General features: G+C 68.5%; 15 protein-coding genes. 3 read left to right on the forward strand and 12 right to left on the reverse strand.

Annotated elements, in window-relative coordinates; genetic code table 11:
- Together SK854_RS24370 and SK854_RS24375 are read right to left on the reverse strand one after the other, a co-directional pair.
- Entirely contained in the window at positions 1-609 is a 609-nt protein-coding gene (locus tag SK854_RS24370; protein ID WP_319977427.1) for a TetR family transcriptional regulator, read from the reverse strand.
- A 6-nt stretch (positions 610-615) separates the two neighbouring features.
- A complete protein-coding gene (locus tag SK854_RS24375; RefSeq protein ID WP_319977428.1) occupies positions 616-1,599 on the reverse strand; it encodes an aldo/keto reductase in 984 nt (327 codons plus the stop codon).
- A 131-nt stretch (positions 1,600-1,730) separates the two neighbouring features.
- On the opposite strand from SK854_RS24375, the gene SK854_RS24380 reads away from it, so the two are divergent.
- Both SK854_RS24380 and SK854_RS24385 read left to right on the forward strand, forming a co-directional pair.
- Positions 1,731-2,273 carry a helix-turn-helix domain-containing protein gene (locus SK854_RS24380; RefSeq protein ID WP_319977429.1) on the forward strand — a complete coding sequence of 181 codons (543 nt, stop codon included), beginning with the start codon at positions 1,731-1,733 and terminating at the stop codon, positions 2,271-2,273.
- Complete coding sequence (locus SK854_RS24385) at positions 2,270-3,136, forward strand: SRPBCC family protein (protein ID WP_319977430.1); 867 nt, start codon at positions 2,270-2,272, stop codon at positions 3,134-3,136. The genes SK854_RS24380 and SK854_RS24385 overlap by 4 nt, the downstream gene beginning before the upstream one ends.
- Before the next feature lie 171 nt (positions 3,137-3,307).
- On the opposite strand, the gene SK854_RS24390 is transcribed toward SK854_RS24385, so the two are convergent.
- Complete coding sequence (locus SK854_RS24390) at positions 3,308-3,814, reverse strand: hypothetical protein (protein WP_406601819.1); 507 nt, start codon at positions 3,812-3,814, stop codon at positions 3,308-3,310.
- Positions 3,815-3,835: 21 nt separating this feature from the next.
- Positions 3,836-4,378 (reverse strand): GNAT family N-acetyltransferase, encoded by a 543-nt coding sequence (locus SK854_RS24395; protein WP_319977431.1) that lies wholly within the window; start codon positions 4,376-4,378, stop codon positions 3,836-3,838.
- Positions 4,379-4,448: 70 nt separating this feature from the next.
- Between SK854_RS24395 and SK854_RS24400 the strand changes: the two genes are divergently transcribed.
- Positions 4,449-5,654, forward strand: a complete 1,206-nt coding sequence (locus SK854_RS24400; protein WP_319977854.1) for a winged helix-turn-helix domain-containing protein — start codon at positions 4,449-4,451, stop codon at positions 5,652-5,654.
- A gap of 12 nt (positions 5,655-5,666) precedes the next feature.
- Here the strand turns inward: SK854_RS24400 and SK854_RS24405 are convergent, their stop codons facing one another.
- From SK854_RS24405 to SK854_RS24440, 8 genes are all read right to left on the reverse strand, one after another.
- Positions 5,667-6,008 carry an HIT domain-containing protein gene (locus SK854_RS24405; protein ID WP_319977433.1) on the reverse strand — a complete coding sequence of 114 codons (342 nt, stop codon included), beginning with the start codon at positions 6,006-6,008 and terminating at the stop codon, positions 5,667-5,669.
- Positions 6,009-6,289: 281 nt separating this feature from the next.
- Positions 6,290-6,727 (reverse strand): tetratricopeptide repeat protein, encoded by a 438-nt coding sequence (locus tag SK854_RS24410; protein WP_093597626.1) that lies wholly within the window; start codon positions 6,725-6,727, stop codon positions 6,290-6,292.
- Positions 6,724-7,461, reverse strand: coding sequence for a 4-hydroxy-tetrahydrodipicolinate reductase (gene dapB, locus SK854_RS24415; protein ID WP_319977435.1), 738 nt, complete (start codon positions 7,459-7,461; stop codon positions 6,724-6,726). Before dapB ends, SK854_RS24410 begins: the two co-directional genes overlap by 4 nt.
- Positions 7,458-8,750, reverse strand: coding sequence for a M16 family metallopeptidase (locus tag SK854_RS24420; RefSeq protein ID WP_319977855.1), 1,293 nt, complete (start codon positions 8,748-8,750; stop codon positions 7,458-7,460). Before SK854_RS24420 ends, dapB begins: the two co-directional genes overlap by 4 nt.
- 107 nt (positions 8,751-8,857) lie before the next feature.
- The gene (locus tag SK854_RS24425; RefSeq protein WP_319977436.1) at positions 8,858-11,107 is read right to left on the reverse strand and encodes a polyribonucleotide nucleotidyltransferase; all 2,250 of its coding nucleotides are present in this window, start codon (positions 11,105-11,107) and stop codon (positions 8,858-8,860) included.
- 232 nt (positions 11,108-11,339) lie between these two features.
- Positions 11,340-11,609 carry a 30S ribosomal protein S15 gene (gene rpsO, locus SK854_RS24430; protein WP_045318466.1) on the reverse strand — a complete coding sequence of 90 codons (270 nt, stop codon included), beginning with the start codon at positions 11,607-11,609 and terminating at the stop codon, positions 11,340-11,342.
- A gap of 271 nt (positions 11,610-11,880) precedes the next feature.
- Entirely contained in the window at positions 11,881-12,369 is a 489-nt protein-coding gene (locus SK854_RS24435) for a helix-turn-helix domain-containing protein (RefSeq protein ID WP_319977437.1), read from the reverse strand.
- A gap of 84 nt (positions 12,370-12,453) precedes the next feature.
- The gene (locus SK854_RS24440) at positions 12,454-13,386 is read right to left on the reverse strand and encodes a bifunctional riboflavin kinase/FAD synthetase (RefSeq protein ID WP_319977438.1); all 933 of its coding nucleotides are present in this window, start codon (positions 13,384-13,386) and stop codon (positions 12,454-12,456) included.
- Positions 13,387-13,390: the final 4 nt, after the last annotated feature.

The following is a 13,390-nucleotide window of genomic DNA, read 5'->3' on the forward strand; positions in this document are numbered from 1 at the left end:
TCAAGCATCGCCTGTGGCACTAGGGATTCGGTTGTACCGCAGTCCAGCGACGACCAGTGAGACGACGGCGTCGAACGCGTCCTGAATGTGAGGATTCCCCCACTCCTGGGCGTGCGCCGGATGGTGGAACACCTGCGTCGCGTCCCACACCGCCTGCGCGGTCTTCTCGACGTCGTCGGTCACGAACTCGTGGGTGTCCACTCCCGCGCGAATGATGCGCGCGACCTGACCGACCAGGTGCTCCAGGTGGTACTCGATGACGGCGCTGTTCTCGCCGACGAGCGTCCGGAACGTGGTGAACAGCTCCACGTCCTCGGTGTGCGAGAGCCGCTTCTTGTCGAAGAGCCGCTGCAGCCAGTCCCTCAGCATGTCGGAGGCGGAGAGGGACGGCTCGAACTCCCTCTCCATCTCCTCGTGGATCGCGTCGAGCCAGCGCCGGGTCACGGCCTCCCGGAGCGCGGCCTTGGTCGCGAAGTGGCGGTAGACGCTGCCGTGGCTGACCCCGAGTGCCTTGGCGACGTCGACCACCGTCGCCTTGGCGGGGCCGTACCTGCGCAGGACCTCTTCGGTCGCCGCGAGGATCGCCTCCGAGGTCAACGCCTCCGCCACTTCATCTCACCTCTCGCTGTCCAGCATGGCCATCTGCTCGGCCGCGTAACGCGTGCCCGCGGCGGCTCCCAGAGGAGCGACGGCCTCGATCTCCCGCAATTCTGCCTCGGTGAACGTCACGTCAACGGCACCGATCGCCTCGTTCAGCCTCGCACGCTTGGTCGTGCCGACGAGAGGCACCACGTCTTCCCCGCGTGAGGCGACCCACGCGATCGCGAGCTGCGCGACCGTGACGCCCTTGTTCTTCGCGATCTCGTCGAGCTTCTCGACCAGCCCCTGGTTGCGGGTCAGGTTGTCGCCCTGGAACCGCGGTGCGTGCCCACGCCAGTCGCTCGCGTCGAGGGTGAGCGGCGTGGCCGAGATCAGGCCGCGCGACAGCACGCCGTACGCGGTGATGCTGATGCCGAGCTCACGGGTGGTCTGCAGGATCTCCCGCTCGACCCCGCGCTCCAGCAGGCCGTATTCGATCTGCAGGTCCGCGATCGGGTGCACGGCGTGTGCGCGGCGGATGGTCTCAGGCCCGACCTCGCTCAGGCCGATGTGCCGGACGCGGCCCTTGTCGATCTGCTCGGCGATGGCGCCGATGGTGTCCTCGATCGGCACGCTCGGGTCGAGCCGCGCCGGCCGGTAGATGTCGACGTGGTCGGTGCCGAGGCGTTCCAGCGAGTACGCGAGGAAGTTGGCCACGGCGACCGGCCGGGTGTCGAACCCGATGAACGCGCCGTCGGCGTCGCGCATGCCGCCGAACTTGACGCTGAGCTGCACCTCGTCGCGACGGCCCTTGATGGCCTCGGCGACGAGCATCTCGTTGTGGCCCTGGCCGTAGAAGTCACCGGTGTCGAGCAGCGTGACACCCGCGTCGAGGGCGGTGCGGATGGTCGCGATGCTCTCGTCCCGGTCGGCCGGGCCGTAGGCGTTGGACATGCCCATGCAGCCCAGACCGATGGCGGACACGACCGGGCCGGTGGCTCCGAGCTGACGCTTCTGCATTTCGAACCCCTTCGTCCGTCTCTTCGGTCTCTCCACCATGCCCGATGGACTGACAGATTTCAATATCTGTCAGTCCATAGTTGTCCGGTTCATTGACAAAAGAGTTTTGAACGTTCAAAGTCTTTTTTGCGATGAGAGACGTGATCTATCTGGACCGGATGGAGCAGGCCGAGACCCTGCTCAAGCCGCAGCGCGTGGAGGTGCTGCGGCAGCTCGCCGCGCCGCGGTCGTGCACCGAGGTCGCCGAGGTGCTCGACCAGACGCCGCAACGCGTGCACTATCACGTGAAACAGCTGGTCAAGGCCGGTCTCGCGACCCAGGTGTCCGAACGCAAGGTGCGCGGCGTCCAGGAAGGCCTCTACCAGGCCGCGGCGCGGTCGTACTGGTTGTCGCCGCGGCTGGTCGGCCGGATCGGATCGCGCGACGAGCTCGTGCTGGGCCACCTCGTCGACCTCGCCGAGCAGGTGCAGGCGGACGTGGCGGCGCTGGACCGCTCCAGCGAGCTGCCGTCCGTCGGCGTGTCCGGCGAGATCCGGGTGCGTCCCGAGGAACGGCAGCAGTTCCTGGCCGAGCTGCAGACGACGTTGCAGGACCTCTTCACCCGTTATGGCGGCGCGGAAGGGGATGCGTTCCGCATCGCGCTCGCCTGTTACCCAAAAGGAGAAGACCGATGAGCACCGGAACCATCCGAGTCCGCACGTCCGCGCCCGCTTCGAGGATCTACCGGGCCTTGACGACCGCCGACGACCTGCGGGTGTGGCTGGCCGAGCACGCCCACGTGGACCTGGAGGGCGGCGAGTTCGAGTTCTGGGGGTGCTACACGCCGGAGGTCGAACGCGGCCGGCAGAAGCTGCTGGGCTTCGACGACACGTCAGTGCGCTTCTCGTGGCTCCTGTACGGCACCGAGTACACGATCGATCTCGCCGTCGAGCAGCGTGACGGCGAGACACTCATCGCGATGACGCAGTCCCCCTACCCGACCTGGGGCGTCGGCGACGACGAGTCGGAGGTCCTGCAGACGTTCTGGCCGCTGGCGCTGGGGAACCTGGTCGAACTCGTGGAGGGCCGGCCGGTGCTGGGGTTCTGCGACTTCACGTCGCCCGAGCAGCGGTTCGAGTTCGACATCGCGGCGACGCCGGCGGCCATCATCGAGGCGCTGACCGATCCCGCCCTGTTCGCGCGGTGGTTCGGCGCCCGGATGGAGATCGAGCCGCACGTCGGCGGCCGATGGGCGATGGGGAGTCTCGCGGAGGAGGAGAACCCCGCGAAGGTCATCGCGCTGGACGAGGCGAACCTCGCGCTGGAGTTCCCCGGCGGCATGGTGACGTCGTGGGAGCTGAAGGGCTCGGAGGGCAAGACGCGGCTGACGTTCGTGCAGAGCGGCTTCGACACGGCCACGCCGCCCTACGGGCCGTGGATGGGCTGGCTGTCCGGGTTCGCGGACCTGCGACGCATGCTGGAACTGCCCGGCTGGCGCCCGATGTGGCACTCGTTCGACATCCCCGGTGTGCCTGACGGCGTTCTCGTCCTCGAATAATCGGGTGCGAAACAGGCGGGTGAGAGCCAGATCATTCGGCTCTCACCCGATTGCGCCTGGTTTTCATCGGCCGCTGATCGATATCTTCGGGGTCGTGCTCGAATCAGCGCGCATCGCAGTCGCCGCAGTCCTGATCGCCTTCTCCGTGACGGCGGCGATCTTGTTCACCTACTAGATCCAGGCCATCACGATCGCCGGTGAGGCCGCGAGAAGGCTGAACCTCGCGAAGCGGCCCACCAGGCCGGTCGCGACGAACATCGTGGTGGACATGCCCGCGAGGCCGGCGAGCACGCTCGTCGCCATGAACGGCGGCACCCCGACCAGTGCGCTCACCCCGTGAGTGCCGGCCATCCAGTTCGGGTGCGCCTTGCACTTCACGTGGATCCAGTCGCCCCAGCGGTGCATGCGCGTGCCCGGCCCGAACCAGCGCCTGAGCTTGGACGGCTTGTCGCTCGGCTTGCGGTGCAGGAACTTCGGCAGGTGGATGTCGCCCCGCGCGGCGTAGAAGTACAGCAGCTTGCCCAGCACCTGGCCGACCGCCACCGAAAGGCCGACGATCCAGAAAGACGTGTCGGGCCAGCGCGCGCAAAGTCCCAGGACGAACATCTCGATGCTGATCAGGGGAACGATGGCTGAGCCGAGCGCGACCCCGAAGGTGAGGCCAACCAGGGCGAGCACCCGGCCGAGGTTACACAGATCTCAGTCGCCGAGCCGGACGCTCAGCGGACCGGACACCCGGACCTCGCGCAACGGACGACCGCCTGCGTCCAACGTGCGCACCGTGCCATCACCCGTCCAGCCCAGTCGTTCGTAGAAGTTCCGCGACGCCTTGTCGGCTTCCGGCACCCACGCGATGCCCCGCGTGGCACCGGTTTCGTCGAGCCTCCTCGCCGCCTCCGCGACGAGCCGCGTGCCGTGCCCGCGCCGCCCCCAGCGGGGTTCCACGAGGACGCTGAGCAGCGCCGTGGTCGCCGCGTCGTCCGGGAGCGTTCCGTCCGCCTTGGCGACCTCGCCGTCCGGCGCCTTGCTGGCCACGACGAATCCGACGGTCCACTCCCCCTCGGTCGCTTTGAGCACCGCGCCGCTCTGGACGGCGAGCGCCCACGCGTCGTCGGCGTCGAGCGTGTCCAGCACGTCCTGCGGGAGCAGTTCGGCATAAGCGAGCCGCCACGTCTCCCGATGGATGCGGACGATCTCCGAAAGGTCAGCAGCGGTGGCGATCTCCACGCCGGCGTCGGCCATAAACGCAGCTTATCGACGCCGTGTCGCGGAATTGTCAGGGGTGCGTGGCAACATCGGCGACGTGCAGAGGATGAGTGCGGACGTCGCCCGTCGAATCGCCCTGGGCGCCCAGGGCTTCACCGACCTTCGGCCGTCGGCGGCCACACGCAGACACCTGCAACGCGTCCTGTCCCGCGTGCAGTTGCTGCAGATCGACTCGGTGAACGTGGCCGTGCGCGCGCACTACATGCCGCTGTTCTCCCGCCTCGGCTCCTACGAGCCCACTCTGCTGGACGAGGCGGCTTGGACGCACTCCACGCGCAAACCCCGCATGCTGGTGGAGACCTGGGCGCACGAGGCGTCCCTGGTGCCGGTGCTCGACTGGCCGCTGTTCCACTCGGGCGCGAAGAAGCGCGGCTGGTGGCAGAACTACCAGACCATCCTCGAACGCTCCCCCCAGCTGGTGGACGACGTGCTGGCCGCGGTGAAGGAGCTGGGCCCGATCGGCGCCGGCACCCTGGAGAAGGCCCTCATGGGCGACTCAGGCCGCGCGAAGGGCCCGTGGTGGGACTGGTCCGAGGTCAAGCGCATCTGCGAGGTCCTGTTCGGCGTGGGCATCCTGACGACGGGCACCCGCCGCTCGTTCGAGCGCCTCTACGACCTGACCGAACGCGTCATCCCGGCCGAAGTCCTGGCCCAGAAGTGGACCGCGGACGAGGGCGCCCGCGAACTCGTCCTGCGCTCCGCCGTCGCGTTGGGCGTGGCCACCGAACCTGACCTGCGCGACTACTACCGCCTCGACCCGCGCCGCTCCCAGGCCGCCGTCGCCTCCCTGGTGGAGGAGGGCGTGCTGGAACCGGTAGCCGTCGACGGCTGGCGCGGCGTCGGCTACCGGCACGTCGACGCGCGTGCCCCGCGCCGGGTGGTCGGCCGCGCGCTGCTCTGCCCGTTCGACCCGCTGATCTGGGAGCGGGCGCGCACCGAGCGGATCTTCGGGTTCCGGTACCGCATCGAGATCTACGTGCCGGAGCCCCGGCGCGTGCACGGCTACTACGTGTTCCCGTTCCTGCTGGACGGCTCGCTGGTGGCCCGCGTGGACATCAAGGCCGACCGCGCGGCCGGGGTGCTGCGGGTGCAGTCGGCGTGGGCCGAGGAAGGCGTGGATCGGCCTCGGGTCGCTTCCGAGTTGGCCGCGGAGCTGCGACACATGGCCGACTGGCTGGGGCTGGAGGACGTGCTGGTGGTGCAGAAGGGGGACCTGGCGGCGGAACTGATCGCGGCCGCGATCAACGGCTGACCAGGGTTCGCGTCAGTCCGGTTTCACGAAACGGGCGACTCCCCTGCCGACCGCGACGTGCCAGTGCAGGTGCCTGTTGTGCTGCTCGCTGCCCAGCGTCGTGAGCACCTGACAACCGCCGTGCCGCTCGATTGCCTGCGCGGCGACGGCTTTGACGGTGGCGAGCAGTTCCAAGGCGAGGTCGTCGTCGAGGTCGAGCAGGGACGCGACGTGCCGGGTGGGGATCACGATGACGTGGTCGGTGCCGAAACCCGGCAGCGGCGGGCGGAAAGCGAGCGTGTTCCCGGTCCGGGCGAGCACCTCGACCTCGATCTTGCCCGGGATGACCTCGTCGCAGTACCAGTCCGGCCCCATGCTGCCCCCGTGCTCACGCTGACGCAGGGGTACCCCCTGATCGGGAACCCCTGCGTTTCACCGTACTCAGTGGGTCTGACGGTTTCCGCAGCTTCGCCACCACGCGGCAAGGGCGTCTGCGAGTACCGCCAACTCAAGACCACCAGACCTTCAGCCGCACCCCGGCTCACAGCGGCTGCGGTGAGTTGGGGTGCGGACACGGGCGATCCGATCAAGAGTTGGTGGTGCTCGCAGATGCCACAACAACCAGGCGGTGGACGTGCTCGGCACCGCCGACAAGATCAGGCGTGCAGTTCGATGGCCTTGCGCATCGTCTCGCGCGCCCGACCGCGGTCCCCCGCGATGTCGTACGCGTAGGCGAGCCGGAACCAGACGCGCCAGTCGTCGGGCGAAGCCTCGACCTCGGCCCGGCGCTCCTCGAACCACTCGTCGGCCGCATCCCGATCCACCCGGCCGGACGGGCGGCGTGGCAGGTGCGAGACGTCCGGGAGGAGGCCGTCCGCGTCGAGTTCGCGGGCCATCTTCTCGGTCTCCCACCCGAAGCGCAGGTTGGAGTACACGAGCCAGACGCCGAGCAGCGGCAGGATCAGCACGCCGACGCCCAGCAGCACGCCGACCACCTCGCCGGTCTGCAACAACGCCAGAGCGCGGCCGGTGAGCAGGACGAAGTAGACCGCGAGGGCCGCGATCAGCACCCCGACGGTGACGCGGACCTTCACAGGTCCAGGTACTTGTCTAGGCCGACGGTGAGCCCGGGACGACCGACGATCTCCCGCACTCCCAGCACGACGCCGGGCATGAAAGAGGTGCGGTGCAACGAGTCCTGACGGATCGTCAGGGTCTCGCTCTCGCCACCGAACACGACCTCCTGGTGCGCGATCATGCCGGAGATCCGCAGCGAGTGGACCCGCACGCCGTCGACGACGGCACCGCGCGCGCCCGGCTCCTCCTGCGTGGTCGCGTCGGGCATCGGGTCCATGCCCTCACGCGCGGCCGCGATCAGGCGGGCGGTGTGGGCGGCCGTGCCCGACGGGGCGTCTGCCTTGCGCGGGTGGTGCAGCTCGATGATCTCGGCCGACTCGTAGTAGCGGGCTGCGATCTCCGAGAAGCGCATCAGCAGCACGGCGCCGATGCCGAAGTTCGGCGCCACCAGCACACCGACCGAAGGCTGGTCCGCGAGCAGTGCCTCGACCTCGGCGAGCTTCGCGTTGTCGAAACCGGAAGTGCCGACGACGCAATGGATTCCGTTGGCGATGCAGAACGCAAGGTTCCCCATCACCACGTCGGGGTGCGTGAAGTCGACGACGACCTGAACGCCCGCGTCGACGAGCGCGGACAACGGGTCGTCGGCGTCGATGGCCGACACGACCTCCATGCCCTTCGCGGCGTCGACCGCGCGGACCACCTCGGAACCCATGCGGCCCCGCGCGCCGAGAACTCCGACGCGAATCATGCAATCACCTCGTGTACCTGGTCCGGCAGATCGTCGACGTGATCGTAAGGGCCGACCACCGCCGCAGCGACGGGACGGCGCAGCAGATCACGTGCGAGCAACGCCACTTCGTCGGCCGACACGGCGTCGATCCGCGCCAGCGTGTCCTCGACGCTCAGGTGGTCGCCGTAGTTCAGTTCGGACTTGCCGATGCGCGACATCCGGGAGCTGGTGTCCTCCAGGCCCAGCACGAGCGCGCCGCGCAGCTGTCCCTTGCCGCGCGCCACTTCCGCGTCCGACAGGCCACCGCGCGCCACGTCCACGAGCACCTCGCGGATGACGCCGGCGGTCTCGCCGAGCCGGTCCGGCTGGCAGCCCGCGTAGACGGCGAACGTGCCGGTGTCCGCGTACAGGCCGACGGACGAGTAGACCTGGTAGGCCAGGCCTCGCCGTTCACGGACCTCTTGGAACAGCCGGGAACTCATGCCACCACCGATGGCCGCGTTCAGCACGTTCAACGCGAAGCGGCGCTCGTCGTGGCGGTCGATACCGCGCATGCCGAGCATCAGGTGCGCCTGCTCGGTGTCGTCGGTGTGCAGCACGAGTTTGCGGGCGTCGGCGATGCGCGCGCGACCTGCTCGTGGCACCACCGCGCTGCCCTCCCGCGACAGCCGGTCGCCGACGGCCTTGCGCACCAGGCGCATCACGTGGTTGTGCTCGATGTTGCCCGCGACGGAGAACACCATGCGCGGCAACGTGTACCGCTTCTTGTAGAACGAGTAGAGCGCGTCGCGTTCCATGTCCTGAATGGACTTCTCGGTGCCGAGAACCGGACGCCCCAACGCATGCCCGCCGAACAACGACTCGATGAACGCGTCGTGCAGCAGGTCCTCGGGGTCGTCGTCGCGCATCGCGATCTCTTCGAGCACGACACCGCGTTCGGTCTCGAAGTCACGAGGACCGCAGATGGCCTCGAACACCACGTCCGCGACCAGGTCCACCGCGAGCGGCAGGTCCTCGTCCAGGACGTGCGCGTAGTAGCAGGTGTGCTCCTTCGCGGTGAACGCGTTCAGCTCGCCGCCGACCGCGTCGATCTCCTCCGCGATGGCCGCCGCCGTGCGTCGCGCGGTTCCCTTGAACAGCAGGTGTTCCAGGTAGTGCGCGGCACCCGCGACCTCGGGCCGTTCGTCACGGGACCCGACCTGCACCCACAGTCCGACCGACGCGGACCGCACGCTCGGGATGCGCTCGGTGATGACCCGCAGGCCCGAGGGCAGCATGCTGCGCCGCACCTCGGATCCCGCGGACATCTCGAGCACTCGCGTGCTGCCCGGCCGCTGAAGGTGCCCCAGCGTTCCGGTACGCGGACGGCCGCGGGTGGATGCACCCGCGGCCGTCACGTTGTTGTCTGTCGTGCTCACTGCGCGGGAGCCGCCTCAGGCGCAGCTTCCTCGGCGACCGGAGCCTCGGCGCCCTCAGCCGGCTTCGCGGCGTCCTCTTCGGACACCACGACGAGGCTGATCTTGCCGCGCTGGTCGATGTCGGCGATCTCGACGCGGAGCTTGTCGCCGACCTTGACGACGTCCTCCACCTTCGCGATGCGCTTGCCGTTGCCCAGCTTCGAGATGTGGACGAGGCCGTCCTTGCCGGGCAGCAGCGAGACGAACGCGCCGAACGCCGCGGTCTTCACCACGGTGCCCAGGAAGCGCTCGCCGACCTTCGGCAGCTGCGGGTTCGCGATCGCGTTGATCATGCCGATCGCGGCCTCGGCCGAGGGGCCGTCCGCCGCACCGACGTAGATCGTGCCGTCGTCCTCGATGGAGATGTCGGCACCGGTCTGCTCGGTGATCGAGTTGATCATCTTGCCCTTCGGGCCGATGACCTCGCCGATCTTGTCGGTCGGGATCTTGACCGACGTCACGCGCGGAGCGAAGGCGCTCATCTCGTCCGGGTCGGAGATGGCCTCGGCCATGACCTCCAGGATGGTGTAGCGCGCGTCGCGGGCCTGGCCCAGCGCCGCCGCCAGCACCTCGGACGGGATGCCGTCGAGCTTCGTGTCGAGCTGGAGAGCCGTCACGAACTCCTTGGTGCCCGCGACCTTGAAGTCCATGTCGCCGAACGCGTCCTCGGCACCGAGGATGTCGGTCAGCGCCACGTAGCGGGTCTCACCGTCGACCTCGTCGGAGACGAGACCCATCGCGATGCCGGAGACCGGCGCCTTCAGCGGGACACCCGCGTTGAGCAGCGACAGCGTCGACGCGCAGACCGAGCCCATGGACGTCGAGCCGTTGGAGCTCAGCGCCTCGGACACCTGGCGGATCGCGTAGGGGAACTCCTCGCGCTTGGGCAGCACGGGCATGATCGCCCGCTCGGCCAGCGCGCCGTGGCCGATCTCGCGGCGCTTCGGCGAACCCACGCGGCCGGTCTCACCGGTCGAGTAGGGCGGGAAGTTGTAGTGGTGCAGGTAACGCTTGTGCGTCTCGGGAGCCAGCGAGTCGATCTGCTGCTCCATGCGCAGCATGTTCAGCGTGGTGACACCCAGGATCTGGGTCTCGCCGCGCTCGAACAGCGCCGAACCGTGCGTCCTCGGGATCACGGCCACCTCGGCGCCGAGGTCACGGATGTCCGTGAGGCCACGGCCGTCGATGCGGACCTTGTCGCGCAGGATGCGCTGGCGCACGAGCTTCTTGGTCAGCGAGCGGAACGCGGCGCCGACCTCCTTCTCGCGACCCTCGAACTGCTCGGCCAGCTTCTCCAGCGTGGCGGCCTTGACCTCGTCCAGCTTGGACTCGCGCTCGGCCTTGCCCGCGATGGTCAGCGCCTGCGCCAGCTCGCCGGAGGCGGAGGACTCGACGGCCTCGAACGCGTCGGCCTGGTAGGCCGGGTACGTCGGGTACTCGCCGGTGGCCTTCGCGGCGACCTGGGCGAGCTGCGCCTGGGCCTCGCAGAGGACCTTGATGAACGGCTTGGCGGCCTCGAGGCCCGCGGCCACGACCTCTTCGGTCGGGGCGGTGGCACCCTCGGCGATCATGTCGATCACGTTGTCGGTGGCCTCGGCCTCGACCATCATGATCGCGACGTCGCCGGAGTCGACCACGCGGCCCGCGACGACCATGTCGAACACGGCCTTCTCAAGCTGCTCGTAGGTCGGGAACGCGACCCACTGGCCCTCGATCAGAGCGACGCGGACGCCACCGATCGGGCCGGAGAACGGCAGACCCGCGAGCTGCGTCGACGCGGACGCGGCGTTGATCGCCACGACGTCGTACAGGTCCTTCGGGTTCAGGCTCATCACCGTGATGACGACCTGGATCTCGTTGCGCAGACCGTCCACGAAGGACGGGCGCAGCGGACGGTCGATCAGGCGGCAGGTGAGGATGGCGTCCGTGCTGGGACGGCCCTCACGCCGGAAGAACGAGCCGGGGATGCGGCCCGCGGCGTACATGCGCTCCTCGACGTCCACCGTGAGGGGGAAGAAGTCGAAGTGCTCCTTGGGGTGCTTCGACGCCGTCGTGGCGCTCAGAAGCATGGTCTCGTCGTCCAGGTACGCCACCACGCTGCCGGCGGCCTGACGCGCGAGGCGCCCGGTCTCGAAGCGGATGGAGCGCGAGCCGAACTTGCCGTTGTCGATAACGGCAGTCGCCTCGTGGACCTCGATGTCCGTCATTTACTTGTTACTCCTCGTCTTTTGGACACCGCTCACGCGTTTTGACGAGGCCGGTCTTCGATCGAAGTCCCCTGGGGCGTTTCCACCAGGAGGCCACTACCGAGGACCGGCGATAACTGCTTCGCGCGATGCGGGTCCTGATGTTTCGTTCCTCTTTGCAACCAGGGATCTGTATACACCCGGTTGTGCGCCGAGGGGGAGTGACCGGCCGGTCACTCCCCCTCGGCAAGTATCACCTGCGCAGACCGAGGCGCTGGATCAGCGCGCGGTAGCGGTTGATGTCCACCTTGGTCAGGTAGTTCAGCAGACGGCGGCGACGGCCGACCATCAGCAGAAGACCACGGCGGGAGTGGTGGTCGTGCTTGTGCTGCTTCAGGTGCTCCGTGAGGTCAGCGATGCGCTTGCTCAGCAGGGCCACCTGGGCCTCGGTGGAGCCGGTGTCCGAGTCGTGCAGACCGTACTCACCGAGGATGGACTTCTTCTGATCCGTGGACAGTGCCACTAGGTACTTCTCCTACTTGTTCAGGTCCGTGCGGCCCCGTCCGCCGAATTGCTGGCCGGGGTAGCCGGTACTGGCCGCCACGGACCGCAGCCAGACCCAACTGCGAAGGCTATCAGGCACAGTGCTCAGCGGCGCGCTGACGTGCGCAACCCCACCCGATTCACGGGTGTGCGGGCACCGTCGGCGCTGCTCACGAGCGCTGTCTCGCGCCACTGTGCGGCGCGCTCACCCATTGTCGTGCGCACCGGCGGGCCGTGCCAACCGAATTAATTCACTTCACCGGATAACCCGCGGCGCGGATCGCGCGGCGGAACAGCTCGGCGATCGCGGGGAAGTCCTCGTGCAGCAGATCCGCGGCCTGCTGGAGCTCGACGCGGTCGGCGACGCGGCGCAGCACCGGGTACGCGACGCTCTCGTCCCCGTTGACCGGCAACGAGTCACGCGACACCGTCGGCTTGGACTCCCGCACGTCGTCGAGGGCCCGCTGCAACGCCTCCGGCGCGCCGGTCGCCACGTCCGGCGTGAGGATCTTGCGCTCCAGCATGATCATCCGGGCGAGCACGGAGGGGTTGCCGATCTTGGCGCGACGGCCGCTCATCACCTGGCTGAGCATCGGCGCGCTGATCCCGAGCACGTCCGCGAGCTGAGCCTGCGACACGTTGAAGGCCACGACCAACCGGCGCACGCGGTCACCCAGAGGCTCCCCGTACCACTCCCTTTGCAGGGCGAGGTTGCGCTGAACGATCTTGTGGTCCTCCACGTCGCCCTCTCCAGTAGCACGCACTCCGACCCGCATCCTGCCAGCCCGCGACCGCACAGACGTCCGCTTCGCTCAATCTGGCGGTCACGACTCGGTGAGCAGTTCCCTCGTTCGGTCTACATCTCGATGCATTTGTTCGAGCAGGGCCTCGACGGAGTCGTACTTCTCCATCTCGCGCAGCCTGTCGACGAAGTCCAGGGCGACGCGCTGCCCGTAGTAGTCCTCGTCGACGTCGAGGACGAACGCCTCGACCCGGCGTTCCCTGCCGGAGAAAGTCGGGTTGGTGCCCACGGAGACCGCGGCCTTCAAAGTCTTGCCCTTGGCGTCGGTGAACCAGCACGCGTAGATGCCGTCCGCCGGAACGGCCGCGAACTTCGGCGTCGACAGGTTGGCGGTCGGGAACCCGAGGTCCTTGCCCCGCCCGTCGCCCTTGACGACGATTCCCTCCAGCCGGTGCGGCCGGCCCAGCGCCTCCGCCGCCGCCTTCACGTCGCCGGCGTCGATGCACGCCCGGATGTAGGTGGACGAGTACGTCACCTCTTCTGCGGACACCAGATCAGCCCCCTCGGTCACGAATCCGAACCGCTGCCCGAGCTGGCGCAGCATCGCGACGTTACCCAACGCCTTGTGCCCGAAGGTGAAGTTCTCCCCCACCACGACGGCCGCCGCGTGCAGCTTCTCGACCAGCACCTCGTGCACGAACTGGTCCGCGGGCATCCTGCTGGTCTCCAGGCTGAACGGCACCACCACGAAGTGGTCGATGCCCAGTTCCTCGACGAGCTCGGCCCGCCGCCGCAGCGTGGTGAGCTGCGCGGGGTGGCTACCGGGCCGCACCACCTCGGACGGGTGGGGGTCGAAGGTCATCAGCACGCTCGGCAGGCCGCGCTGCTCCGCGAGTTCGACGGCACGTCCGATGAGCGCCTGGTGGCCTTTGTGGACACCGTCGAACACGCCGATGGTCACTACGCAGCGGCCCCAGCCGCCGGGAAGGTGATCTAGTCCGCGCCAGCGTTGCACGGTG

It is taken from the genome of Lentzea sokolovensis (assembly GCF_033949975.1).
Taxonomy (GTDB): Bacteria; Actinomycetota; Actinomycetes; order Mycobacteriales; family Pseudonocardiaceae; genus Lentzea; species Lentzea sokolovensis.

Coding starts and splice junctions, on each gene's coding strand:
- SK854_RS24400 (WP_319977854.1), top strand. CDS start 4,449: ATGAGTGCGGACGTCGCCCGTCGAATCGCCCTGGGCGCCCAGGGCTTC.
- SK854_RS24405 (WP_319977433.1), bottom strand. CDS start 6,008: ATGGGGCCGGACTGGTACTGCGACGAGGTCATCCCGGGCAAGATCGAG.
- SK854_RS24420 (WP_319977855.1), bottom strand. CDS start 8,750: ATGTCCGCGGGATCCGAGGTGCGGCGCAGCATGCTGCCCTCGGGCCTG.
- SK854_RS24425 (WP_319977436.1), bottom strand. CDS start 11,107: ATGACGGACATCGAGGTCCACGAGGCGACTGCCGTTATCGACAACGGC.
- SK854_RS24395 (WP_319977431.1), bottom strand. CDS start 4,378: ATGGCCGACGCCGGCGTGGAGATCGCCACCGCTGCTGACCTTTCGGAG.
- SK854_RS24380 (WP_319977429.1), top strand. CDS start 1,731: ATGAGAGACGTGATCTATCTGGACCGGATGGAGCAGGCCGAGACCCTG.
- dapB (WP_319977435.1), bottom strand. CDS start 7,461: ATGATTCGCGTCGGAGTTCTCGGCGCGCGGGGCCGCATGGGTTCCGAG.
- SK854_RS24385 (WP_319977430.1), top strand. CDS start 2,270: ATGAGCACCGGAACCATCCGAGTCCGCACGTCCGCGCCCGCTTCGAGG.
- SK854_RS24375 (WP_319977428.1), bottom strand. CDS start 1,599: ATGCAGAAGCGTCAGCTCGGAGCCACCGGCCCGGTCGTGTCCGCCATC.